The organism is Nocardioides alkalitolerans DSM 16699, assembly GCF_000426525.1.
Lineage (GTDB): Bacteria > Actinomycetota > Actinomycetes > Propionibacteriales > Nocardioidaceae > Nocardioides > Nocardioides alkalitolerans.
Genome location: NZ_AUFN01000012.1, coordinates 126,266 through 147,300 on the forward strand (window position 1 = coordinate 126,266; position 21,035 = coordinate 147,300).

Consider the following 21,035-nt stretch of genomic DNA (forward strand, 5'->3'; position numbering starts at 1 on the left):
GTTACTGCTCCTTCTGGTTGGTGGTGCTGGGGGGCTTGGGGGGCTGGATGGACGCGATGGCCCGGTCTCGGGCGTCGTGCCAGGTGCGGAGCGCCGCGCGGTACCACGGCTTCCCGCGGGCCCGCTGGGCGGCGGCGTGGGCGCGGTTCACGGCGCCCCGGAGGCCGGCGGGGACGGTCGCGAAGCAGGGCGGGCAGAGGACGGTGTCGCCGGTGATGGGGGCCCCGCAGGACGGGCCCGGGCACATGCGCGGCGGCCGGGTCACTGGACGGCTCCCGACTTGGCCTTGACGGGCTCGACCCGCCACTTCGGGTGGCAGCGCTCGGTGTGCTTCTCGCCCTTGTACGGCACGCCGTACGTGCGCCGCACGTACTCGGCGCTCACTGGTCGTCTCCGGTCCAGGGGGTGCGGGACGCGTCGCACTGGACTGCCTCGGCCTCGCGGCGGTGGGTGCGGACCCGGCCGCCCTTCGTGACCGTGGTCGACGCCCCACACGACGGACACGTGATCCGCGTCGGGTCGGTGCCGTCCTCGCGGCGGGCGTCCTTCGCGGCCTGCACCGAGCGCTGCAGCGCCGTGAGCAGGTCGACGACGTCACCGGAGGACTTCGTGGCGCGGGCCTCCTCCTCGGCAGCGGTGGGGAGTCTCTGGTCAGCGCTCATCGCGCACCGCCCCCACGTCGTGATGAGCGAGCCGTCCATGTCGTGCGCGACGTGGTTGCCGGTGTGGCCGTCTGATCGCGTGCAGCGGTAGCCGTGCGCGGGTCCTGCTTCGGGCTTGCGGTCGTTACAAGCGCGACCGCTGCTGATCCAGTACGGCTGGATCGGATCGTCCTCGACGATGGGGTGGTCGGTCATGAGTGCTGTCCTTCGTGGTTAACGGGCAGCAGGCAGCGGTCGCCCTCGCCCATGTCGAAGCCGCAGTGGGCGGTTGGGTAGAGGGCGGCCTGGATGCCGGACTCATGAGCGGGCTGTCGCAACGGCGCCGCGTACACCTCGAACGGGACGTCAGTCAGCCCGAGTGCAGCGAGGGCCCCGACGATGCAGTTCGCGCAGAGGTGTCCACTGCCGTCGACCTGACCGTTCGGAACAGGCGCGATCCGCTGCCACACCTCGTCAGGCACCCAGAGGTCGATCCATCCGGCGCCCCACCGACGTGGGCATCGGGCGCATCCTCCGAGTTCGTCGTCCGGCTCGACCTTGACGACTCGCGGCGCCTCGGCGGGCTCGGGCACGGCGGCCAAGGTGGCGTGTGCCTGCGCCGCAGACAGCGCGGTCGTGAGGAAGAACCGCTCGCGCTCCGACTCCTCCTGCCAGTCGCACTGCTCGACCAGATCGAGCAGGCGCTCGGCTTCGGCGTAGTGCTCGACGCCGCTCATGCCGTGGCCCGGTCGATGTCGTCGAGCACCAGGTCGAGCGCCGCCCGGTCGTCGCACTGCCGCAGCTGGTCGAGCACGTGCTCGGCCTCGTTGCCCGTGAGGTCCTCGAGCGCGGTCAGGCCGCGGTCGGCGAGCTTCGAGACGATGAGCAGCGTCTCCTCGGTGTCGGTCTTCTTGACGCCGAGCTCGCCGAGCAGGGTCGTGACCATGCGGCGCTGCGCACCGGTGGCCGGGGCCGGGGTGTCGGTGGAGGGGGCGACCTCGGGTCGTTCCCGGTCACCACGGCTGGCTGCCGTGGAGCCGTCATCGGTCGGCCCCTCCACCTCGCGGCCCGGCAGCTGGGACTCGTCGAGCCCGGCCGCCGTCTGGGGGAAGGCCTGCGCCTTCGTGATGTCACCGGAGCGCAGCGACTCGAACAGCACGCCGAGCTCGGCGACGTCCTGCGCGTCCCACCTCGAGCGCTCTCGTCCGGCGCGCTGCTCGAGCATCTGCTCGGTAACGTCGCCGCGAGCGAACGCGGCGACCATCTGCCGGATGCGGTCCTCGAGGGAGGTCCCGTCGCCCCGCTCGAGCGTGGCCCGGCACAGCCGCTTCGCCTTCTCGACGTAGTCGGGCGGCAGGACGGTGAAGATCGTCTCCCGCACCGCGCGGGCGCCGGCGTTGTTGTTGTTGTTCACGATGTCGGTCAGGTCCGTGAGGGTCTGCCGGCTACCTCGAGCCATCCGGGCGTGCGGCACGATGAACGACCGCGTCGACCGCACGTTGTGCTCCTTGTCCCACGCGAAGGCCTGGACCTCGGACACGTGGGCGTCGTCGTCGCGGCGGAGCTCGACGATGCCGTGGTCGGTGTTGCCGTAGCAGGCGGCCAGCGCCCGGGCGAGGTGCACCGACGGGCCCGATCCGCGGTTGGTGACGGCGTAGAACGCGCGCTGCGCCAGGTCGTACGACGCGCACACCCGTTCCATCCGGGCGAACGCGCGGTCGAGGTCCCGCGGGTAGCGCAGCGCCGCCTCGATCGACGCGGCGACCTCGGCGACCGCGCGGGCCTGCTCGATCGCGGTCGCCTGCGACGTCGCGCCGGTGGACTGTGCCAGGTGGTCGAGCGTGCTCATGCGAGGTACTCCTCAGCCTTGGTGACGAAGTAGCCCGGCAGGGGCGCCGGGTCGATCGAGGTGGGGTGGCCCGGCCAGGTTTCGGACCGCTGGCAGTCGCGGAACATGCCGAGCGCCCGGGCGTTCTGCCGGCGCGCGAGCACGCCGGCCTCGTGGTCGAGCTGGATGACGTTCACGAGGTACGGCGCCGTCTTCTCCTGCGCGACGAACAGGAAGACGGGGTCCGGGTCGTAGCCGCACGCGATGAGCCCGGCGCGGTACCACTCCTGCTGCTGGTGGTAGCCGTACGACGCGGCCGACTTCACGAACGCCTCGGTCGACGCGTCGACCGTGGTCTTGTAGTCGGCCAGCACGAGCCGCCGGCCGGGCTCGGTGACCTTCGGCGGGAGCCGGTCGTACCGGGCCCGGCACCACACGCCGGTGCCGGGGTCGCGCCAGAACGCGGACTGCTCGGAGAGCCCGCCGTCGGCGGTGAGCAGCTGCGCGGCGTCGGGGTGCTCGCGGATCCTGTCGGCCATGGCGTGGATCGCGTCGTACGCCGCCGGCTTGAGCGGCACGGCGCCCCGCTCGCGGACCGCGGCGACCTCGTCCTTGATCGCGTTCGTGCGCCACTCGTCGGCGTCGATGCGGACGAGCTCGGGGCCGGTGCCGAGGACGAGGGCGTGCGCGGCGTGGCCGTGCTCGAACGTCGCGCTCGTCTTCGGGTTGTCGATCGCCCACCGGTAGTGCGCGGGTGTCGACGGCGGGGTGAGGAGCCGCACCCCGGTCGAGGAGAGTGACCCGCCGGGGACGGGGTCGGAGTGGTACGTGTCGTCGCTCATGCCGTCGTAGATCCCGGCGGTGGTGATGACGAGGACCTCGTCGGCGGTCTGTCGAGTGCTCACGGGTCAGATCACCCGCTTCGTGAAGTCGGAGCGGAGACGCTGCCCGGACGCGAGGAACGCTCGGACGATGCCGCGCAGCCACGACATGAGCGCGTCGAACTGGCGCATCGCGACTTCCTCGGTCTGCGTCTCGGGCGCCTGGGAGAACCAGAGAGCGACGGCGGTCTCGCCGTCGCCGTTCATGCAGGCGATGACGTACCGGCCGAACCACGCGACCTCGGGCGGGGCCTGCTCGACCGGGACGGGACCGAGGGGGCTCTCGATGACGAGGCCGCGCAGTGCGCGGGGGGTGTCGTCGATCGCGTCGAGCATGCCGCCGGCGACGTGGATGAGGCCGTACAGCACGACGTGCATCTCGGTCGGCGTCGTCATCAGGGCGGTGAGCCGGCGCCACGAGGCGTCCAGCTCTTGGCGGTCGTCGCCCGCGAGCAGCGCGAGGAACTCGATCGAGCGCTCGGCGGCGAGGTTGTGGTCAAGGTCCGTCATCGGCCCTGCTCCTCTCGGTCTCGGTCCGCCCGGTCAGCCCGGACGTCAGCGATGAGTGCGGCCACGCACAGGGCGGTCAGCACGGGGAAGGCGACGAGGACGACGCACCAGAGCAGCTCGACGCCGGACAGCCCGGTCACCACGAGCCCGCCCCGGGGTCGACACCGACGTCGCGCCGGCGCGCGGCGCGGATCGCGTCACGGTCGGCGGCGTCGTCGTTCGCGGTGTCGCGGCGACGCTCGGCCTCGTCCGCCCTGCGGTCGCCGAGGTCGTCGAGCTCGCGGACGGAGTACGACCGCTCGCCCATGTCGTCGTACGGGTAGCCGGCGCCCATCACGACACCTCGCCGAGGTAGACGCGGGCGACGGCGAGCGAGCCCGCGAAGGCCTCGATGAACGCTTCCTCGCCCTCGGTGGTCGCGGGGGGCAGGACCTCGGCGAGCTGCTCCCAGCCCTCGGCATCGCGCTCGAGCAGGTCGGCGACGGCGAGCGCGACGGGCGGGTGCCACGACGCGACGTGCTCGGAGTTGGCCTTGCCGTAGTCGGGCCGGCCGGTGGCGGGGAGCGCGACGGCGCCGAATCCACCGCGGTCGACCTCGCACACCCACGCCTCGGCGTGGATCGTCATGTAGGTCTCCCACGGCCCCGGGGAAGCCGCGGTGGCGCGCTCGCGCATGCGCTCGGCGGCGCGGCGCAGAAGGTCCGGGCCCGACTCCACCGGGGTCGGCGCCTCGGTCGCCATCACGCGCCGACCCGCTTCTCGCGCACCGACAGCACCGCGAACGCGCGCTCGTCGTCCGCCGGCCAGTGCGCCGCGTCGTGCAGGTCGGAGTAGGCGCCCCACGAGGGCGCCGACAGGCCGAGCTCGGCCACCCACGCCGGCACGTCACCCTCGCGGATCTGCACCGACGGCGGCCCGTACGCGGTGACCGAGATGATCCCGAGGCCCTTGTCGATGAGGTGCGCGACCTGGCGCAGCGCGAGCGACTGGTCGCTCTGCACGAACTCGCGCGGCTGCGGAGCCGACTCGCCCGCGAGGCCTTCGGGGTCGCCGTCGTAAAGCGGGACGGGGCAGTCGTTCAGCACGACCTTCGTCATGCCGGTGTGCTCGTGGGTGTCGACCTGGACGAGCCAGCGGTCGCCGGCGACGGTCTTCCCGACCCACACCTCCGGGGCGAGGTCGTCGTCGGGGTCGTCGTACGTCACGCGGCCGTCGACGGGCGCCGAGGGCGTGCCGTCGAGGAGCCAGTCGGCCAGCGCGGTCAGCGCGTCGACCTGCTCGAGCGGGTTGCCCTCGATCTTCGACGAGAAGATCCCACCCGACGCGGTCAGGGCGGTGCGGGCAGCGGTCAGAGCAGCACGACGACGCTGCTGCTCGGGAGCGAAATCGGACGCCTCGGCCGGCGTCTTCTCAGTGGGTTCGGACATGGCTATCCTCTGGTTCGAAGTTGGTTGGTAGACCCCCCGAGGCCTGGAAGCGCGGGGGGTCTGCTGTTTCTGAGGGGGGTCAGGCGGGGGGCATCCGGAGACGGCTGATCTCGGAGCGCGGGAAGCGGCGCTGGCCGCCGGCCGTGCGGGAGCCGGAGATCTTGCCGTCGGATTCCCAGCGCCGGATCGTGGCGACGGAGACGCCGAGCTGGCGCGCGGTGTCTCCGATGGACAGCAGCTCGTCGGCCTGGCTGTCGTAGGTATCCGTACTGGTCATGGCGGAACCGTACGCATACCTACCGATAGTTGGTCAACCCTGCGCACGTAGTTCCGCCGATATTGCGTAGGTATTGACAGGTTTGGGGAGGTTCTGTCTAGACTGCCTCCATGACTACGCAGCCCGTCGATCGCTACTTCCCCGAGTGGACGACAGCCGACCGCCTCCGACGCGTGCGCCGCGACACCGGCCTCACGCAGAGCGACTTCGCTGCCCGCCTCAACGTCGGCGCCCAGCGCTACTCCGCGTGGGAGGCCGGCCGCAACCAGCCCCCGATGAACGAGTTCGTCACCGTCGCGAAGCGCATCGAGCTCGCGTTCGGCGTGGCCGCGACGTGGATGCTCGGCGTCGAGACCGGCGCCCAGCAGCCCGACGGCCCGGGCCCGGACGGCGGCACTGAGGGAACGGGCGGTTTCGCAGTACGCGGAAGTAATCGCTAGCGTCTCGGCACGTGAGCGACGTGGAGCAGGACGTGCAGACCGACCAGGCCCCCGCGGGTCGTTCCGTGCTGGTGACCGGGGGCAACCGGGGCATCGGCCGGGCGATCGCCGAGGCCTTCCTCGCCCAGGGTGACCGCGTCGCCGTGACCACCCGCAACGGTGGCGCCCCCGACGGCGCGCTCGACGTCCGGTGCGACATCACCGACGCCGCGCAGGTCGAGGCCGCGTTCGCGACGGTCGAGGCCGCCCACGGGCCGGTCGAGGTGCTCGTGGCCAACGCCGGCATCACCAAGGACACCCTGCTCCTGCGCATGAGCGAGGACGACTGGTCGTCGGTGATCGACACCAACCTCACGAGCGCCTTCCGGCTCACGAAGCGCGCCGTGAAGGGCATGCTCCGCCAGCGTCGCGGCCGCGTCATCCTGATCTCGTCGGTCGTCGGCCTGCTCGGTTCGCCGGGCCAGGTCAACTACGCCGCGTCGAAGTCCGGCCTCGTCGGGCTCGCCCGCTCGGTGGCCCGCGAGGTCGGCAGCCGGGGCATCACCGCCAACGTCGTCGCCCCCGGGTTCGTCGAGACCGACATGACCGAGGTGCTCACGGACGCCCAGCGCGACACCATCAAGGCCAGCGTGCCCCTCCAGCGCTACGCCCGCCCCGACGAGGTCGCCCAGGCGGTCACGTGGCTCGCCGGCGACGGCGCGGCCTACGTCACCGGCGCCGTGATCCCGGTCGACGGCGGCCTCGGCATGGGCCACTGACGCTCGCGGACCACCCGCAGCACGGCACCGGCACCCGCACCACCGGCACGACGCAGACGGCGTGCCTGACGTACCCGACGTACACGACGGAAGAGGGCAGCAGCAGATGGGCATTCTCGAGGGCAAGCGGATCCTGGTCGCCGGCGTCACGATGGACTCGTCCATCGGCTTCGCGACCGCGAAGGTCGCCCAGGAGCAGGGCGCCACGGTGCTCATCTCGAACTTCGGCCGGGCCCTGGGCATCACGCGCCGGATCGCCAAGCGCCTGCCCGTCGAGCCGCCCGTGCTGGAGCTCGACGTCACCGATCCGGAGCACCTGGCGGGTCTCGAGGCCCAGGTGCGCGAGCACGTCGACGGTCTCGACGGCGTCGTCCACTCCATCGCGTACGGCAACCCCGAGACCCTGCTGGGCGGCAAGTTCCTCGACGGACCGTGGGAGGACGTCGCGCAGGCGGTGCAGGTCTCGGCGTACTCGCTGAAGTCGCTGGCCACCGCCACGCGTCCGCTGCTCTCGTCGGGCTCCTCGGTCGTCGGTCTCACCTTCGACGCGACCGTCGCCTGGCCGGCCTACGACTGGATGGGCGTGGCGAAGGCGGGGCTGGAGTCCTGCTCGCGCTACCTGGCCCGCGACCTCGGCCCCGACGGCATCCGCGTCAACCTCGTCTCCGCGGGCCCGCTGAAGACCCTCGCCGCGAAGGCGATCCCGGGCTTCGAGAAGCTCGAGGAGACCTGGGAGGCCCGCGCGCCGCTCGGCTGGGACAACACCGACCAGGAGCCCACCGCGAAGGCCGTCTGCGCCCTGCTGTCGGACTTCTTCCCCGCCACGACGGGCGAGATCGTGCACGTCGACGGCGGCTTCCACGCGATGGGTGCCTGAGCCCCACCTCGATCCCGCCACCGGTCGAACCGGCGGGTAGCGTTGCCCGCCGTGACCTCCGACCTCGGGACCGACGCCGCCGACCCTGCCGCCACCCCGGCCCTCCTCGAGCTGCGGGTGCTGGAGGGGCCGAACCTCTACTTCCCGCGCGCCGCGATCAAGCTGACGCTCGACGTGGCGCCGCTGTCGGCGGTCAGTGCGGAGCGTGCCCGCCGGCTGGCGACGAGCATCGGCCTGGGCACCGCCCGGCCCGGCGAGCCCGGCACCGAGTTCCGCCAGCGCTTCGTCGCCCGGGCCCTCGCGACCCTGGTGCGGTCGGTGGCGGGCGACGCCGGGACGAAGCGGCTCGCCGTGCGGGTGCGCACCACCCGCGACCCGCACGTGCTCGTCGTCGCCTACCCCTGGAAGCACCGCGGGCGTGCCCGCGCCCTGGGGGAGGCGGTCGCGGACGTGCTGGACGCCGTACCCGAGGGCAGCGGTCGTGCCGAGCTCGAGGAGGCCGTGACGGCCGCCGCCGAGCGGGTCCGGCACTCGGAGCCGGGGGCGACCCCGACGACCCTCACGCCGCGCGTCCCGGTCGTGGCCGTGACCGGCACCAACGGCAAGACGACCACCTCCCGGATGGTCGCCCACATCGCCCGCACCGCCGGCCTCCACGTGGGCTGGTCCAGCACGGACGGCATCTACGTCGACGGCCGCCTGGTGGAGGCGGGGGACTACTCCGGGCCCAGTGGCGCCGGTCGGGTGCTCGAGCACGACGTCGTGCAGCTCGCCGTCACGGAGACGGCCCGCGGTGGCATCCTGCTCAAGGGCATCGGCCTCACCCGCAACGACGTCTCGGTGGTCACGAACGTCACCGCCGACCACCTCGGCCTCCACGGCATCGACACGCTCGACCAGCTCGCCGAGGTGAAGGGCGTCGTGCCCCGCATCACCCGCCGGTCGGGCTGGGCCGTGCTGAACGGCGACGACCCGCGCGTGCTCGCGATGCGGCACACCGTGAAGTCCCGCACCTGGGTGTTCTCCCGCGACGCCGACTCGCCCGCCGTGCGCCAGGTGATCGACGACGGCGGCCGGGCCACCACGGTCCTCGACGGCTGGGTCAGCGTCCTGAGCGCCGGGGCCGACCCCGACCCGCTGGTCGAGCTCGTCGACGTGCCGATGACGCTGGCCGGGCTGTCGCGCTACAACGTCGAGAACACGCTGGCGGCCGCCTCGGCCGCCCTGGGCGTCGGCCTGGCCCGCGAGCAGGTCGTCGAGGGCCTGCGGACGTTCCTCCCGGACGCCGAGCACAACCCGGGGCGGATGAACACGTTCAGCGTCGGCGAGGTCACCGTCGTGATCGACCTGGCGCACAACGAGGCCGGCCTCGAGGCGCTCGTGGAGATCATGCGGGGCGTACGGCGCCCCGGCGGCCGCCTGCTGCTCGGCCTCGGCGTCGTGGGCGACCGCACCGACGAGCTGATCGAGACGCTCGGCGAGCTGGCGGCCCGCGACTCCGACGTGCTCGTCATCGGCCACAAGGAGAAGTACCTCCGCGGCCGGACCCGCGAGGAGCTGGAGGACCTCATGCTCGGTGGAGCGGCGAAGGTCGGTGTCACGGATGTCTCCGTCTATCCGACCGAGGTCAGCGCGCTCGAGGCCCTGGTGGCCCGGGCACGGCCCGGCGACGTGGTGGCGCTGATGTGCCACGCGGAGCGGGAGGAGGTCTACGAGTGGATCGCGGGCGCGGGCGGCGTCGCCGACACGGCCGGGACGCTGCGGGCGAAGGTGCTCGCGGCCCGGGGCTGAGCGCCGTACCGGGGAGGCGGGAAAGCAAGGCGCTCCCACGGGATGCGGGGCACCATGCTGGTGCAGCGCCTCCCTCCCAGTCGGCGCTGCGGCATGGTGCCCCGGGAGGCGTGAGCCTCCCTCCCATGGAAGCGTCGTCAGCCTAGCGGTACGTCCCCACCCTCGGTAGCGGAACCCCTCAGAGGTCTCAGGCGTCGGCGTTCGGGGGCAGCAGGTCGGGGTCGGCGGTCGGGTTGTCGGCCGAGACGCCGCTGCCGGCGTGCGCGTGCTGGGACCAGCCCTCGAGCTCGGCCATGACGGCGCCGTGCTGGTCGACGCAGACGACGACCAGGTCGCCCCGGTTCGCACGGCTCATGGCGTGCCGCACCGCGTCGATCTCCTCGAGCACCTCCTCGAGCTGCTTGCAGCGCGCACCCTCGTCCATGGCCTTGCGGACACCGGCCGCGACGTGGGAGGCCACCTCGCCGCGCTGGCGGCCGCGCAGGCCCTCGTCCTCGCGGACGATGACCACGTCGAAGTGGTGGGCCGCGATGTAGCCGAGCTCGACCATGTCCTCGTCCCGACGGTCGCCGGCCGTGGCGATGATGCCGATCCGCGACGGGCGCGACAGCGTGTGGCCGGACTCGAGCGACTCGCCGACCCGGTCGACGAAGTCGCCGAGCATCTTCATGCCGGGCGCGTTGTGGCAGTAGTCGACGACGACGTTGACGCCGTTGACGTCCACCTCGTTCAGGCGGCCGGGGGAGAGGTAGTAGCTCGTCGAGAAGGTGCGCAGGCCCTGGCGGATGTCGTGGAGCGGCGCGCCGGCGGCGAACGCGGCGGCAGCGGCGGCGAGCACGTTCTGCACGTTCATGCGGGCCCGGCCGTTGAAGGTGGCGGGCAGGAGGTGCGTCCACGCCAGCTGCATCTCCCGCCGGCCGTGCTTCACGACGATCATCTCGCCGCGCTCGCTCGGCTCGAGCACGAGCGCCTTGCCGCCGCGGCGGCAGTGGGCCTCGATCATCTCGCGGGTCTCGGAGCCGGGCTCCTCCATGGAGAACCAGACGACCTGGCCGGAGCAACGGCGCCGCATCTCGCGCACGAGCGGGTCGTCGGCGTTGAGCACGGCGTGGCCGTCGCGGGGCACGGCCTCCACCAGCACGGCCTTGACGTCCGCGAGCTGCTCGACGGTGTCGATGCCGCGGAGGCCGAGGTGGTCGGGCTGGACGTTGATCACCACGGCGACGTCGTTGCGCTCGTAGCCGAGGCCCTCGCGCAGGATGCCGCCGCGGGCGACCTCGAACACGGCGAAGTCGACACGCGGGTTCTGCAGCACCATCCGGGCCGAGCGGGGACCGGAGGCGTCGGCGCGGATGAGCAGGCGCTCGTCGATGACGACGCCGTCGGTCGACGTCATGCCGACCTTGCGACCCATGCCCTTGAAGACGTGGGAGATCATCCGCGACGTCGTCGTCTTGCCGTTGGTGCCGGTCACGGCCACGATCGGGATCCGCGAGGGCGCACCCGGCGGGAACAGCATGTCGACGACCGGCTTGGCGATGAACTGCGGCTCGCCGATGGTCGGGTGGGTGTGCATCCGGAAGCCCGGGGCGGCGTTGACCTCGCAGATCGCCCCGCCCGTCTCGCGCACGGGCTGGGTGATGTCGGGGCAGATGAAGTCGATGCCGGCGATGTCGAGGCCGATCATGCGGGCCGCCTCCTCGGCGATCTCCACGTTCTCGGGGTGCGCCTCGAAGGTGCGGTCGATCGAGATGCCGCCGGTCGACATGTTGCCGGTCAGCGCGAGCTTCACGGCGACCCCTTCGGCCGGTACGTCGGTCAGCTCGAGGCCCTGCTCCCGCACCAGCGCCTCGGCCGCGGCGTCGAGCTTGATGCGGGTCAGCACCTTCTCGTGCCCCACGCCCCGGCGGGGGTCGGCGTTCGCGGTGTCGACGAGCTGCTCGACCGTGCTGACGCCGTCTCCCGTGACGGAGGCCGGGACGCGCTCAGCGATGGCGGCCACGCGGCCGTCGATGATGAGGCAGCGGTAGTCCTTGCCGACCACGAACGACTCGACGATGACGACGCCCCGGCGCGACTGCTCCTTGGCGATCGCGAAGGCCTCGGTCACGTCGTCGGCGTCCTGCAGGTCGAGGCACACCCCGCGCCCGTGGTTGCCGTCGAGCGGCTTGACGACGACCGGGTAGCCGATGCGGGAGGCCACGCGGACCGCCTGCTCGGCGGTGCGCACGGAGTCCTGCTTGGGCACGGGCAGGCCCGCGGCCCCGAGGAGGCTCGTCGTGAGGTCCTTGTCGGAGGCGATGTCGACGGCGATGGCCGACGTCGCCGACGTCATGGTGGCGCGGATCCGCTTGGCGTGGACGCCCTGGCCGAGCTGCACGAGCGAGTGCTGGTTGAGCCGGATCCACGGGATGTCGCGCGAGACCGCCTCGTCGAGGATCGCCTGCGTCGACGGGCCGAAGGCCGTGCGCTGCGCCCGGCGGATGAACTCCTCGAGCTCGGTGTCCCAGTCGAAGGCGGGATCGGCCTCGACGAGGTGGTTCACGAGCCGCACGGCCAACCGGCCGGCCGCCAGGCCGACCTGCTCGTCGATGTAGCCGAACACGACGTTGTAGACCCCGACGCTGCCCTTGACCTGCCGGGTCTTGCCGCGCCGTACGTCGTGACCGACGACCTGCTGCAGCGCCAGGGCCGCGTGCTCGGCCACGTGGCCGAGCCAGGTGCCCTCGTTCAGGCGCTCGACGAACCCGCCGCGGCGACCGCGGGAGCAGGAGTGCTCACGCAGGCCGGGCAGGAGGTCGAGGATGTTCTCGGTGAAGCCCGGCAGCGTGTTGGTCGGGAACTGCTCGAGCACACCCAGGTCGACGACGAGGTGGATCGCCTTGTCGTAGGACCACACGTTCGCCCCGCGGTAGACACGGGTCTCGGTGATGGTCAGGTCCGGCGTGGGCCGCTCGCTCATGGGTGGTCGTCTCCCGAGTCAGGGTGGGGGATGGGTGGGGTGCCGTGCGTGGTGGTGCGGGGGCCGCGGGTCAGTCGTCGACGGGCTCGCCGACCCGACGCTTGCGCGCCTGGCGGCGCCGCAGCACGGACGGGCCCGCGTCACCGGCGGCGATGTCGCGGGCGAGCTTGCGGAGGTCGTCGCCGGCCGCCGTCATCTCGGCGACCTCGGCCGGGTCGGGCCGCGCCACCTCGGGCAGCAGCGTACGGGTGGTGAGGTCGAACCGCGCACCGGCGGGGAGCACGTGCAGCTGCACGCCGCTGGCCAGCAGCGGCGCCGAGCGGCGGGCCTCGTGGGCGTTCGACGTCATGCGGGAGGGGTCCATGATCGTGACCGCGCCCTTGCCGAGCACCGAGAGCACCTCGCGCACCGGGCCGGGCGAGCCGTCCTGCGCCGTGGTGGGCTCGTGGTCGATCACGGCCGCCGTGTCCTCGTCGACGCCGATGCCGAGCAGCTGCGGCGACTGCGCCACGATCATGAGGAGCCGGCCGTAGCGGTTGCGCTGGTCGAAGTGCTGGTCGATCACGGACGAGCGGACGAGGCCGAGGCCCGCGGCCACCTGGGTCATGCGCTGCTTGGGGGTGGCCCCGCCGCTGCCGAAGGCCACCATGTGGGAGGACTGGATGCTGGCGCCCGCGGAGGTGCCGGCCACGACGACGCCGCGCTCGTGGGCGGCGACGAGGGCGTCGCCGAACGGGGTGCCGGAGACGACCCCCGAGAGCTTGAGCTGGTTGCCCCCGGTCATGAAGATGCCGGTCGCCTCCTCCAGCTGCGCCACCAGCGCCGGGTCGTGGGCCTCGTCCCGGGACTCCGGCCGCGTCGAGACGACCGAGGCGGCTCCCAGCTTGCGGAAGAGCGCGTCGTACACCTCGACGATCTCGGGTCCGAGGGACGAGGCCGTCGCGACGACGGCGATCCGGGCGTCGGGGCCACCGGCCGCCCGCACGAACTCGCCGAGGATGGTGCGCCTGCCCAGCTTGTCCTCGGCGCCGCCGATGACCATCAACTTTCCGCTTGCCATGACAGGCAGGCTAGCCGGTGGAAGATTGGAGCACCGTGAGCCCAGACGCACGACCCGCCGCACGCCGCCTCGTGGTGATGCGCCACGCGAAGGCCGTCCCGACCGCACCCTCCGACCACGAGCGCGACCTCGCGCCCGACGGCCGTGACGCCGCCGCCGCGGCGGGCCGCTGGCTGGTCGATCAGGGCATCGTCCCGGACCTCGCCCTGGTCTCCGACGCGACCCGCACGCGCCGTACGTGGGCCGACCTCGCCGCCGCGGCCGGGTGGGACACCGACGGCGGCCCCCGGGTCGAGCACGTCGAGGCCCTCTACGCCGCGGGCCCGGACTCGGCCCTCGACCTGGTGCGCGAGGTGCCGGACGACGTGCGCACGCTGGTCGTCGTCGCGCACAACCCGACGGTGGCGTCGATCTCGCACCTGCTGCACGACGGGCTGGGCGACGAGGACGCGGCCCTCCGGATGGCCCAGGGCCACCCGACCGGCGCCCTCACCGTGCTCGACGTGCCCACGACCTGGGCCGAGGTCGGGTGGGCCACCACGCGGCTCGTCGACTTCCACGTGCCGCGTGGGTGAGGGTGTCCGTCGCCGGCGGTGGCTGCTAGCGGTACTGGTGGTCGCTGCGAGCGCAGTCGCCCTGCTGGGCCACGAGCGCGTCCTGCCCGGCACCGAGGTCAGCAGTGGGTCGTCGGACGCCGACGAACTGCGCACCGATCCAGCGACGGGATGGCTGCAGGTCGGGAGCACGTTCCCGGATGAGGCGCTCGCTGACCTCCCCGCACTGCCCGTCCTCGGATCGGCGGACGTCGGGCAGGCGGCGCTCCCCGATGCCGTCGCCGACTCGCCCGCGACGCTGGTGAACGTCTGGGCGTCGACGTGCGCGCCGTGCCGGGACGAGCTGCCCGCCCTCCAGGCCCTCGCTGACCGCGACCTCGGCATCGGCGTGGTCGGCGTGTCGCGAGACACGCGGGAACGCTTCGCGACCGAGCTCCTCGAGACCCAGCACGTCAGGTTCGCCAACTACCTCGACGAGGGCGGATGGATTGTCGACGCCCTCCAGGGGGACGTCTCGGTCGCGTACCTGCCGGCGACGCTCCTGGTCGAGGACGGTGTGATCACGTGGGTGCACGTCGGCCCCTTCGACTCGGCGGACGAGATCGAGGACGAGGTCCGAGAGCGCCTCACGACGGTCTGACCGCAGGGGCCGGCCACGACGACAGGTGAGACCGAGTGGCGCGCCTGCTCGGTGGAGCTCCGGGCGTGACGGCACACCCCAGCGACGGTGGTGTCGGTGAGGTGTGCGGTCAGGCGGGTACGACGCGGTGGGTCAGGCGGCGCGGTCAGGCAGAGAGCGGGACCGTGCCGTGCGGGTCGACGAGGTACTGCTGGTCGTGGGGGCTGGTCCAGACGAAGGATCCGTCGGGCAGGCGCCGGTAGCGCCACCGTCTCTCGGGTCCCGTGCCGCTCAGCGAGGGGTGGGTCTTGACCCGGTGATGTCGGCGGCAGAGCGGGGCGAGGTTCATCGTCGAGGTCTGGCCCGGTGGCCCGCCGTCGCATGGATGGTTCGGGTCGGGCGGGACGTACTCGTCGCCGTGGTCGAGGTCGCAGCCACGTGCCGGTCGAGTGCAGTGCGGGAAGACGCAGGTCGGTCGGGTGAGGCGGACGCGTTCGGCGATCCGGTCCGGGATCTCGTAGGCGTCGACCGCGACCTGGTCGCGCAGGTCGATCACCGGCTTCACCACCACCTGGGTCGACGTGGCGCGGCACCACTCGCGGACCTGCTCGGCGAGCACGAAGCTCCGGGTCTTCTCGACACGGGCGAGGTCGACCCCGCCGCAGGCGTTCGGGTCCAGGTCGGTGAGCGCGGCCTCGGCGAGGTGAACGTGGAGCACGACCTGGCGGGCCATCGAACGGGTCACCGTCGGTGCTGTGCTGTCTGCCCCGCCCGCCCCCCCCCACCCCGCCTGCGCTGTCGCTGGCGTCGTTCGTGTCGACAGCGCCGCACCCGCTGAGATCGAGCGTCGTCTGGCGCCGCGCGATCTCACCCATTGCGGACGCCCGTCGTGCGTCGACGGAGTCCAGCGACCCCGCGAGCGCGAGGTCAGCGGCGACCCGGGACACGGCGTTCTCGAGGTCGAGGGCGTCGGCCAGGTCGAGGGTGCCCGACACCGGCACCACGCCGCGGGCGGGGTCGATCTGGCCCTGCAGGTCGATGTCGAACCGGCGGGTGGCGTCGGAGTCGGCGCGGTCGAGCTCGGCCTTCTCGGGATCGAACCGGGCGACCGCCTCCGCGACCAGCTTCTGCGCGGTCACCAGGCCGGTCTTGTGCGCCACGGGTGCGAGGTGACGGTCGACGAAGTCCGCGCCCTCGACCGTGAGCTGGGTCGTCTCCTGCGCGATCTTCCGCGCCCGCCACACCGGCAGCACGCCAGCGGTCACCCGGTTCCAGAGCCGCGGGAGGCGGTGGCGCAGCTCGACCGCCTCACCGACCAGCCGGCGACCCGAGTCGGTCGACAGACCGAGGGCGGCCGCGATCTCGGCCACGCAGAACTCCGACACCAACGGAACGCCCGGACCACCGAGCTCGCCGAACACGTCCGCACCCGGCAGGAGGTGCGCGTCGGAACGCAGGAGCCCGAACGGTCCGTGCTGGTCGGCCACCACACCGTCCTCGGTGTGCGCGTCCGCCCAGTCGGCGACCGCGACGAGGACCTCGACCTCCGCCGCCCGCTGACGCGCCAGCGCCGCCCGCGCACCGTCGAGCAGCACGGCCGGAGAGGCGGCGCTCGAGACGGTGTCTCCGAGGGTGGGAACGGGCTGGCTCATGCCCTGATTCTATTCGATCACGCGTTCGAACGCTAGGTCCCCGCTGGTCTTCTGGGGATAACTGTTTGACCAGGTCAGACGGCCCTGGATCGACTGGGGCGCGTGGTTTCGAGGCGGGCCTGGCGGCCCTCCTCAACCACCGCCTGGCGCTCGCTCCTCAACCACCGCGAGGCAGGTGGTTTCCAGACGCTCGCTGGCGCTCGCTCCTCGACCACCGAGGCGGCCCGCGCTCGCTCCTCCACCACCGCGAGGCCCGTGGTTTCGAGACGCTCGCTGGCGCTCGCTCCTCAACCACCGAGACGGCCCGCGCTCGCTCCTCAACTACAGCACGGCGCTCGCTCCTCAACCCCCGCACGCCGCTCGCTCCTCGACCACCGCCCGGCACTCGCCGTCAGACGAGCGGCGACGGCGTGACGAAGCCGTGCGCGGCGTCGGCGGCCTCGACCTCCTCGCGGGAGATGCCGAGCAGGTAGATGATCGTGTCGAGGTAGGGCACGTTCACCGCGACCTTGGCGGCTGCGCGGACGGCGGGCTTCGCGTTGAAGGCGATGCCCAGACCGGCGGCGCTCAGCATGTCCAGGTCGTTGGCACCGTCGCCGATGGCGATGACGGCCTCGACCGGGATGCCGACCTCGTCGGCGAACTGCCGGAGCGCGTCGGCCTTGCCCGCGCGGTCGACGACGGGACCGACGATGCGCCCCGTGAGGCGGCCGTCGGCGATCTCGAGCTCGTTGGCGCGGGCGAAGTCGATGCCGAGGTCGGCGGCGAGGCGGTCGGTGATCTGGGTGAACCCGCCGGAGACGATCGCGAACCGGTAGCCGAGGCGCTTGAGGGTGCGCACCATCGTGCGGGCGCCCGGGGCCAGGCGGATGTTCTCGTACACGCTGTCGAGGGCGGCCACCTCGACGCCCTCGAGCTGGGCGACGCGCTGGCGCAGGGACTCCTCGAAGTCGATCTCGCCGCGCATGGCCGCCTCGGTGACGGCGGCGACCTCGGCCTCGCAGCCGGCGTGGGCGGCGATCATCTCGATGACCTCGCCCTGGATGAGCGTCGAGTCGACATCCATCACGATGAGGCGCATGCCGCGGCGCAGGAGGTTGGCGGGCTGAACCGCGACGTCCACGCCCTGCCGGGCGGCCTCGGCCGCGAGCGCCACCCGCAGGCGCTCCGGGGCCGAGCCCGAGACGTGGAGGTCGATGGCGGTCACGGGGTAGCGGGCCATGCGCTCGATGCGGTCGATGTTGGCGCCCGAGTCGGCGATGCGGCCCGTGATCGCGCCGAGCGCCTCGGCGGTGAGCGGCGCCCCGATGACGGAGACGTGGACGCGTCCCTCGCCGCGGGAGCGGTTGTCACCGGTGCCCTGGGAGATCTCGACCTGCATGCCCAGGTCGCCCGCGGCCTGGTTCAGCGCCTCGTGCATGCGGGGGACGTCGCGCGGCGCCGTGACGAGCAGACCGAGCACGAGCCGTCGTCGGAGCACGATCTGCTCCACGTCGAGCACGTCGACGCCGCCCCGGGCCAGCGTCGCCAGCACGGTGCTGGTGACTCCGGGCCGGTCCTTGCCGGTCAGCGTCACGAGGAGGGTCTCCGAGGGGACGTCCGCGGTGGACGGTTCCGGGAGGGGGCTGGGCATGGCGTGCTCGGTCATCGGGGGCGAGGCTATCGCCGTACGCACCGGGACCCACGATCGTGCCCACGCCCCGTCGCGCGCCCCACCCGGGCAGGCGCTCAGGAGGGCGGCCACACCTCGGGGGAGCAGGCGGCGGTGAGGGCGTGGCGACCGGCCCGGTCGAGCGGCACGAGGGCGGCCCGGCGGGCGTCGATCTCGGCGGCGGTGACGGCCCCGCCGTCGGTGGCGACGGCCAGCCCGGCGATGCCGATGGCCTGCAGCGCGCGCGTCGCGAGGTCGACGCAACGGGGCGGGACGCCGGGCGGCACGTCGGGCGCGACGGGGTGCCGGAGGTTCATGAGGGCGTCCGCGACGTCGGGCTGCCAGCGCGCCACGTCGAGGTCGGCGAGCCGTTGCGCGGCGCTGAGCAGCGTGGTGCGCAGCGCCCGGTCCGCCTCGCCGACGTCGGGCAACTGGCGTCGCTGGGCGGGGTGCACGGTCCACTCGACGGCCGCCCCCACCTGCACCGGGGTCCAGCCGACACCGGCCTCGGCCGCCACGACGGCCTCGCCACCGTCCAGCGCGGCGGCGTTGAAGGCGGCGGGTCCGCCGAGGCCGACGAGGTCGCCCGGCACCGGGAAGGCCGCGCCGACCCCGGTCGCGCCGGCGCGCCTGAGGTCGGCGAGCGCCAGCAGCAGGTCGGACGACGGGTCGCCCGGAGCGGCCACGACGTGGCGGAAGCCGGTCGCGGCGAACGCGTCGAGGAGGTCGTCGGCGGAGGCGTGACCGCGCAGCCAGGCGGTTCCCCACCAGGCCACGAGGGCGGAGACGGGTGCTTCACTCACGGACGCGAGGGTACGGCGGGAGCCCGCCGCGGCTGCTGTCGGGCGGCCGTCGGCCGGGGCGGGCGGGTCGGTAGGGTGCTCGCCATGACCGCTGTGCTCGAGCTCGCCGACGTGACGGTCCGACGCGGCGACGCGACCCTGCTGGACGAGGTGACGTGGGTCGTCCGCGAGGGCGAGCGCTGGGTGCTGCTCGGCCCCAACGGCGCCGGCAAGACGACGCTCCTGCAGGTCGCCGCCGCCCAGATGTTCCCCACGTCGGGCATCGTCGCCCTCCTCGGCGAGCTGCTCGGCACCGTCGACGTGTTCGAGCTGCGGCCCCGCATCGGCGTGGCCAGCGCCGCCGTCGCCGACCGGATCCCCCGCGACGAGAAGGTGCGCGACCTCGTGGTCTCCGCGGCGTACGGCGTGCTCGGCCGCTGGCGGGAGCAGTACGACGCGCTCGACCACGACCGGGCCGAGTCGCTCCTGCGCGAGTTCGGCGTCGAGCGCTTCGCCGACCGGCTCTTCGGGACCCTCAGCGAGGGCGAGCGCAAGCGGGTGCAGATCGTGCGTGCGCTGATGACGGACCCCGAGCTGCTCCTGCTCGACGAGCCCGGCGCCGGCCTCGACCTCGGCGGCCGCGAGGATTTGGTGGGCACGCTCTCGACCCTGGCGTACGCCCCCGAGTCGCCGGCCACGGTGCTGGTCTCCCACCACGTGGAGGAGATCCCGCCGGGCTTCACCCACGCGCTGCTGCTGAAGCAGGGCGCCATCGTCGCGGCGGGCCCCCTCGAGGAGACGCTCACCGACGCGACCCTCTCGGCGACCTTCGGCACGCCGCTCTCCGTCACGCTCGACGACGGCCGCTGGGCCGCTCGTCGCCGTCCCGGCCGCCGCCGCTGACGTGGGCGCGCTCGAGATCCTGGCGATCCTGCTCGCCGGGGGCGCTGCCGGTGCCATCAACACGATCGTCGGGTCGGGCACGCTCATCACGTTCCCGACGCTGATCGCCTTCGGTGTGCCTCCGATCGTCGCGAACGCCTCGAACACCATCGGCCTCGTGCCCGGGTCGCTCTCCGGGGCCTGGGGCTACCGGCGTGAGCTGAAGGGCCAGGGGGCGCGCCTCCTGCGCTTCGCCAGCGCCTCGGCGATCGGTGGTGCCATCGGGGCCGTGCTGCTGTTCGTGCTGCCCGACGACGCGTTCGCCGCGATCGTGCCGGTGCTCATCGTGCTCGGCCTCGTGCTCGTCGTCACCGGGCCCCGCATCTCGAAGGGCGTCGCCCGTCGTCGCGAGGCGAAGGGCGGCACCCTGCGCGAGCACGGCCCGTGGTGGATGTGGCCGGTCGTCACGCTCACCGGGGTGTACGGCGGCTACTTCGGCGCCGCCCAGGGCATCATCCTGATGGCCTTCCTCGGCATCGGGCTCGACGAGACCCTCCAGCGGCTCAACGCCGTGAAGAACCTGCTCGTCGCCCTCGTCAACGGCATCGCCGGCGTCCTCTTCGCGATCTTCGTCGACGTCGACTGGCTCGTCGTCGGGCTCATCGGCGTGGGCGCCATCATCGGTGCCCAGCTGGGCGCGGCGTACGGACGGCGCCTGCCCGACAACGTGCTGCGCGGCTTCATCGTCGTGGTCGGCCTGGCCGCCCTCGTGGCCTTCCTGCTGGGCTGAGGGCCCGGTACGACGAACGCGGCGCCGCCGACCCCGAGGGGCCGGCGACACCGCGTCCGGTGCGAGGAGGCCGGCGTCAGCCGAGCTTCATCACGTAGGTCTCCTGCGCGAACTTGTCGTGCCAGCCCTGGTGGAGCGGCTTGTCGTTGTTGATGGTGACGGCGATGAAGACCCAGGCGGCGAGCACCGCCAGGTTGGCGAGGAAGCTGAACCCGGGCAGCGGGACGATCGCCAGCAGGCTGAGCGCGTAGAACGCGTTGCGCCGCAGCGACTGGTCGAGCGTGACCTTCTGGCCGCTCGGGCCGACGACCTTGAGCTTCATGACCATCTTGCCGAGCGTCTGGCCGGTCGTGGTCTCGAAGTAGGCGTAGTACGCGAGCGAGACCGCGAGGCCGAGCACCGTCAGGATCGCGCGGACGATGAACTCGACGGCGCCGCTCGTGCCGGAGTTGATGAAGATCCCGGCGACGATCCCGCTGAAGACGATGGCGCTGACGAGGCCCACGAGCAGCCCGTCGATGAACCGCGCGACGAACCGCTCGAACAGCTCGGCGGGCCGGGGCTGGGGGGTTCCGTACGATCCGGCGGGCTGGTACCCGTGACCGGGGGGCGGGGGCATGCTCACGAGGCGACTCCTGCGTCGGGCCGCCGGA

Annotated in this window: 25 protein-coding genes and 1 pseudogene; 8 read left to right on the forward strand and 18 right to left on the reverse strand. The window is 72.8% G+C overall.

Annotated features, from left to right (window positions below):
- Position 1: 1 nt before the first annotated feature.
- The 11 genes from K329_RS0110380 to K329_RS0110435 form a co-directional block, all read right to left on the reverse strand.
- Complete coding sequence (locus K329_RS0110380; protein WP_028472984.1) at positions 2-265, reverse strand: hypothetical protein; 264 nt, start codon at positions 263-265, stop codon at positions 2-4.
- A complete protein-coding gene (locus K329_RS31910) occupies positions 262-384 on the reverse strand; it encodes a hypothetical protein (protein ID WP_281169801.1) in 123 nt (40 codons plus the stop codon). The genes K329_RS0110380 and K329_RS31910 overlap by 4 nt, the downstream gene beginning before the upstream one ends.
- On the reverse strand, positions 381-857 hold the full coding sequence (locus tag K329_RS0110390) for a hypothetical protein (RefSeq protein WP_028472985.1): 477 nt from the start codon (positions 855-857) through the stop codon (positions 381-383). Before K329_RS0110390 ends, K329_RS31910 begins: the two co-directional genes overlap by 4 nt.
- The gene (locus K329_RS0110395) at positions 854-1,378 is read right to left on the reverse strand and encodes a hypothetical protein (RefSeq protein ID WP_028472986.1); all 525 of its coding nucleotides are present in this window, start codon (positions 1,376-1,378) and stop codon (positions 854-856) included. The genes K329_RS0110390 and K329_RS0110395 overlap by 4 nt, the downstream gene beginning before the upstream one ends.
- On the reverse strand, positions 1,375-2,490 hold the full coding sequence (locus K329_RS26070) for a hypothetical protein (RefSeq protein ID WP_052336708.1): 1,116 nt from the start codon (positions 2,488-2,490) through the stop codon (positions 1,375-1,377). The genes K329_RS0110395 and K329_RS26070 overlap by 4 nt, the downstream gene beginning before the upstream one ends.
- Complete coding sequence (locus tag K329_RS0110405) at positions 2,487-3,374, reverse strand: PD-(D/E)XK nuclease-like domain-containing protein (protein ID WP_052336710.1); 888 nt, start codon at positions 3,372-3,374, stop codon at positions 2,487-2,489. The genes K329_RS26070 and K329_RS0110405 overlap by 4 nt, the downstream gene beginning before the upstream one ends.
- Positions 3,375-3,377: 3 nt before the next feature.
- Positions 3,378-3,860 (reverse strand): hypothetical protein, encoded by a 483-nt coding sequence (locus K329_RS0110410; protein ID WP_028472988.1) that lies wholly within the window; start codon positions 3,858-3,860, stop codon positions 3,378-3,380.
- A 136-nt stretch (positions 3,861-3,996) separates the two neighbouring features.
- Positions 3,997-4,194 carry a hypothetical protein gene (locus K329_RS0110420; RefSeq protein WP_028472989.1) on the reverse strand — a complete coding sequence of 66 codons (198 nt, stop codon included), beginning with the start codon at positions 4,192-4,194 and terminating at the stop codon, positions 3,997-3,999.
- Positions 4,194-4,604, reverse strand: coding sequence for a hypothetical protein (locus tag K329_RS0110425; protein WP_157571674.1), 411 nt, complete (start codon positions 4,602-4,604; stop codon positions 4,194-4,196). Before K329_RS0110425 ends, K329_RS0110420 begins: the two co-directional genes overlap by 1 nt.
- Positions 4,601-5,287, reverse strand: coding sequence for a hypothetical protein (locus tag K329_RS0110430; RefSeq protein ID WP_028472991.1), 687 nt, complete (start codon positions 5,285-5,287; stop codon positions 4,601-4,603). Before K329_RS0110430 ends, K329_RS0110425 begins: the two co-directional genes overlap by 4 nt.
- Before the next feature lie 79 nt (positions 5,288-5,366).
- Complete coding sequence (locus K329_RS0110435) at positions 5,367-5,564, reverse strand: MerR family transcriptional regulator (RefSeq protein ID WP_028472992.1); 198 nt, start codon at positions 5,562-5,564, stop codon at positions 5,367-5,369.
- 110 nt (positions 5,565-5,674) lie between these two features.
- On the opposite strand from K329_RS0110435, the gene K329_RS0110440 reads away from it, so the two are divergent.
- The 4 genes from K329_RS0110440 (at position 5,675) to K329_RS0110455 (ending at position 9,430) form a co-directional block, all read left to right on the forward strand.
- Positions 5,675-6,004: a helix-turn-helix domain-containing protein gene (locus K329_RS0110440; protein ID WP_084541189.1), complete on the forward strand. Its 330-nt coding sequence runs from the start codon at positions 5,675-5,677 to the stop codon at positions 6,002-6,004.
- Positions 6,005-6,024: 20 nt separating this feature from the next.
- Positions 6,025-6,762, forward strand: a complete 738-nt coding sequence (fabG, locus tag K329_RS0110445) for a 3-oxoacyl-ACP reductase FabG (RefSeq protein ID WP_169721590.1) — start codon at positions 6,025-6,027, stop codon at positions 6,760-6,762.
- A gap of 106 nt (positions 6,763-6,868) precedes the next feature.
- A complete protein-coding gene (fabI, locus tag K329_RS0110450) occupies positions 6,869-7,639 on the forward strand; it encodes an enoyl-ACP reductase FabI (RefSeq protein ID WP_028472995.1) in 771 nt (256 codons plus the stop codon).
- Between the two features lie 51 nt (positions 7,640-7,690).
- A complete protein-coding gene (locus K329_RS0110455) occupies positions 7,691-9,430 on the forward strand; it encodes a Mur ligase family protein (RefSeq protein ID WP_245596517.1) in 1,740 nt (579 codons plus the stop codon).
- Positions 9,431-9,617: 187 nt separating this feature from the next.
- Here K329_RS0110455 and cphA read toward each other — a convergent pair whose 3' ends face one another.
- Both cphA and K329_RS26075 read right to left on the reverse strand, forming a co-directional pair.
- Positions 9,618-12,392: a cyanophycin synthetase gene (gene cphA, locus K329_RS0110460; RefSeq protein ID WP_028472997.1), complete on the reverse strand. Its 2,775-nt coding sequence runs from the start codon at positions 12,390-12,392 to the stop codon at positions 9,618-9,620.
- Between the two features lie 70 nt (positions 12,393-12,462).
- Complete coding sequence (locus K329_RS26075) at positions 12,463-13,452, reverse strand: cyanophycinase (RefSeq protein ID WP_052336713.1); 990 nt, start codon at positions 13,450-13,452, stop codon at positions 12,463-12,465.
- A 35-nt stretch (positions 13,453-13,487) separates the two neighbouring features.
- Between K329_RS26075 and K329_RS0110470 the strand changes: the two genes are divergently transcribed.
- Entirely contained in the window at positions 13,488-14,027 is a 540-nt protein-coding gene (locus K329_RS0110470) for a SixA phosphatase family protein (RefSeq protein ID WP_245596519.1), read from the forward strand.
- A 37-nt stretch (positions 14,028-14,064) separates the two neighbouring features.
- Positions 14,065-14,646: a TlpA family protein disulfide reductase gene (locus K329_RS29510; RefSeq protein ID WP_052336715.1), complete on the forward strand. Its 582-nt coding sequence runs from the start codon at positions 14,065-14,067 to the stop codon at positions 14,644-14,646.
- A 145-nt stretch (positions 14,647-14,791) separates the two neighbouring features.
- Here K329_RS29510 and K329_RS0110480 read toward each other — a convergent pair whose 3' ends face one another.
- The 4 genes and pseudogenes from K329_RS0110480 to K329_RS0110495 all read right to left on the reverse strand — a co-directional run bounded on the left by K329_RS0110480 (position 14,792) and on the right by K329_RS0110495 (position 18,731).
- A complete protein-coding gene (locus tag K329_RS0110480; protein ID WP_157571675.1) occupies positions 14,792-15,370 on the reverse strand; it encodes an HNH endonuclease signature motif containing protein in 579 nt (192 codons plus the stop codon).
- Positions 15,371-15,533: 163 nt separating this feature from the next.
- Positions 15,534-16,277, reverse strand: a pseudogene (locus K329_RS32085) (DUF222 domain-containing protein); the annotation flags it as partial.
- Between the two features lie 391 nt (positions 16,278-16,668).
- Positions 16,669-17,925, reverse strand: a complete 1,257-nt coding sequence (serB, locus tag K329_RS0110490; protein ID WP_084541191.1) for a phosphoserine phosphatase SerB — start codon at positions 17,923-17,925, stop codon at positions 16,669-16,671.
- Positions 17,926-18,005: 80 nt separating this feature from the next.
- On the reverse strand, positions 18,006-18,731 hold the full coding sequence (locus K329_RS0110495; RefSeq protein ID WP_028473002.1) for a serine/threonine-protein kinase: 726 nt from the start codon (positions 18,729-18,731) through the stop codon (positions 18,006-18,008).
- An 84-nt stretch (positions 18,732-18,815) separates the two neighbouring features.
- Here K329_RS0110495 and K329_RS0110500 point away from each other — a divergent pair, with 84 nt between their 5' ends.
- Both K329_RS0110500 and K329_RS0110505 read left to right on the forward strand, forming a co-directional pair.
- Positions 18,816-19,613, forward strand: a complete 798-nt coding sequence (locus K329_RS0110500; protein ID WP_028473003.1) for an ABC transporter ATP-binding protein — start codon at positions 18,816-18,818, stop codon at positions 19,611-19,613.
- 1 nt (position 19,614) lies between these two features.
- Positions 19,615-20,382, forward strand: a complete 768-nt coding sequence (locus K329_RS0110505) for a sulfite exporter TauE/SafE family protein (RefSeq protein WP_028473004.1) — start codon at positions 19,615-19,617, stop codon at positions 20,380-20,382.
- A gap of 76 nt (positions 20,383-20,458) precedes the next feature.
- On the opposite strand, the gene K329_RS0110510 is transcribed toward K329_RS0110505, so the two are convergent.
- Positions 20,459-21,001 (reverse strand): RDD family protein, encoded by a 543-nt coding sequence (locus K329_RS0110510; RefSeq protein ID WP_245596533.1) that lies wholly within the window; start codon positions 20,999-21,001, stop codon positions 20,459-20,461.
- Positions 21,002-21,035 lie beyond the last annotated feature (34 nt).